Raw genomic sequence first — 2,125 nt, forward strand, 5'->3', positions numbered from 1 at the left:
CAAACAATCGCCGTAAGCCGAACCCTCTTCGGGCCATCTTCGGCTGGCGCTGATGCTGATTCTTGTCTGGAAGAATTGAGAGATGACTGTGACCCTTCAGCGAATCCTCACCAGCGAGTTCCCGTCGTGGTTGGACCGCAGCTGCACCGAATACGTCAGTGATTTGGTTACCCAGGGTGGATCGCATGAGGAAGCTCAACGCATAGCGGTCGAGAGCATGGCTCGTTCGTTCCCGGATGGTGCTCCGAGCCCTGGCAATGAGGTCTTTCACGTCATCAACCAGGCGGGTGCCGCAGTGGGATACCTGTGGATCGGACAGGACGTCAGCGCCGATCCAGGGGCGTGGTGGGTCTGGGACGTTGTCATCAACGCTGACCAGCGTGGTCAGGGTTTCGGGAGATCGGCAATGCTCCTCGGCGAGGAATACGCACGCTCACACGGTGCGCAGTCTCTCGGCCTCAGCGTCTTCGGATTCAACACCGGTGCGCGGGGGCTCTACAACTCGCTTGGATACGAAACAACTTCGGTGAAGATGCTCAAGAAGCTCATCTGAGCCTGCCGAAAGAGACCAGAGAGCCGCACGACTCCAACTGCCGCCTTCCTACTGGTCAACCTCGGCGTGATGGTGATGTCCTTCGCTATTCCTGGTTGGCGTCGCGGCAGGGTAAGGGCCCGAGAGAAACGCCCGTAAGCGGAACCTCGTGCGGACGAACTTGAGAAGTCGGGGTTCCACGGCCTCGCGGAGTGGAAATTTGACAGTGCTCCTCCCTGCTGATCAGCTTGGCAGACAGGATGCCTGTCGAACCGGGGGACGACGATGAACAATCCGCTTATTCCAGCTTTCTACGACATCGCGTGGAGCGGCGTTGTAGTGGTGATGCTCGTGGCTCTCGTGGTGGCCCTGGTGCAAATTCGGCGCGCACCTTCGTTGAGTTCGACCGCTCGGGCCATTTGGGTGCTCATTGTGCTTTTCGCTCCCATCGCAGGTCCTGTGATCTGGTTCCTTGTCGGCAGACGACCTCAGCCCGAGTAGCGCCGGCCTTGTGGTGCTGACTATCGATTCTTGGAAATGTCGACGATGCCTTGCGTGGACTGCACCTTGAGAGGAACCCCCTGCGGGACGCAGAAGAAGGGATGCCTTCGTCGCTATCTAAATTGCCGCGCGGAAGCGATCCCTGCGAACCACATCGTGAACCATCTGTTGTGCGATCGGGCAGACTGGCGAGATGACGAAGATCGTGGTGCGTGAAGCCAAAGCACTCGAGACGGAGGCAATCGCGGGATTGCGCTGGCGGTGGGTGGTGGAGCGGGGCGGAGTTCCGGTCGTGAGCCGGGAGGACTTCGTGGCGTCCGTAGTGGCTTTCGCGTCCGCGCATGAGCAGACACATCACCGGGTCGTGGCGATGCGCAGCGGAGTGGTCGTCGGCATGGCCTGGCTGGCGGTGCTACCCCGCGTGCCCAGCCCGCGCGCCACCGATCGTGCTTCCGGAGACGTGCAGTGCGTGTACGTCGTCCCCGAGGAACGAAACGTCGGCATCGGCGACACGATGATGACGGCCGTTCTGGACAAAGCTCGACAGCTGGGCCTCGAACACGTCACGGTGCACTCCAGCCCCGAGGCAATCCACCTCTACGAACGCACCGGGTTCACCGCCTCACCGCGCGTCTTGTTCGCCGATTTCGCCGGTCGTTGACGGGTTGCGACGCTCTGGGAGTCGAGCGTTAGCCGGTCGCGAGGGTGCTCAGTCGGGATGCTGGTCGTTCCGTCCGTGTTGCGCCGCACCGCGTCGTTGACGAGAGCGCCCGTGCCGCCGAGGAGCGCACGAAGAACGGCTGTCAAACGATCGAAATGCAGGAGCGTGCAGAGTTTGTCCAAATGAGAATTCTTGTCCAGAGGAGCTCGCAAGCGGAACCTTTAGTGAGATGTCGGAAGGGAGCTGGTGAACACCACTTCGGGCATCTGGGAAGTCGTCTGCGCCGGATGCTTTACACGGTCCTGCGGCGATGAGACGTGTTGGACCGTCAGGGTGCGATCGATTCTCGGAGAAAACTGCAGCGGGAAATTTCAGAGGTTTCCCATTCCTCAGGTTCTTCGAAATTTACGTCTGTGGTGCGTGACTGTTGA

General features: G+C 60.4%; 3 protein-coding genes. All 3 read left to right on the plus strand.

Annotated features, from left to right (window positions below; all coding sequences use genetic code 11):
• The first annotated feature begins 82 nt into the window (after positions 1-82).
• The 3 genes from JF66_RS18735 to JF66_RS18745 all read left to right on the plus strand — a co-directional run bounded on the left by JF66_RS18735 (position 83) and on the right by JF66_RS18745 (position 1,694).
• Complete coding sequence (locus JF66_RS18735; RefSeq protein ID WP_035880384.1) at positions 83-553, plus strand: N-acetyltransferase; 471 nt, start codon at positions 83-85, stop codon at positions 551-553.
• A gap of 264 nt (positions 554-817) precedes the next feature.
• On the plus strand, positions 818-1,033 hold the full coding sequence (locus tag JF66_RS18740) for a PLD nuclease N-terminal domain-containing protein (protein WP_035880385.1): 216 nt from the start codon (positions 818-820) through the stop codon (positions 1,031-1,033).
• Positions 1,034-1,226: 193 nt separating this feature from the next.
• Positions 1,227-1,694 (plus strand): GNAT family N-acetyltransferase, encoded by a 468-nt coding sequence (locus JF66_RS18745; protein WP_035880386.1) that lies wholly within the window; start codon positions 1,227-1,229, stop codon positions 1,692-1,694.
• The last annotated feature ends 431 nt before the right edge of the window (positions 1,695-2,125 follow it).

Origin of the sequence: Cryobacterium sp. MLB-32 (assembly GCF_000738085.1) — a bacterium.
Taxonomy (GTDB): domain Bacteria; phylum Actinomycetota; class Actinomycetes; order Actinomycetales; family Microbacteriaceae; genus Cryobacterium.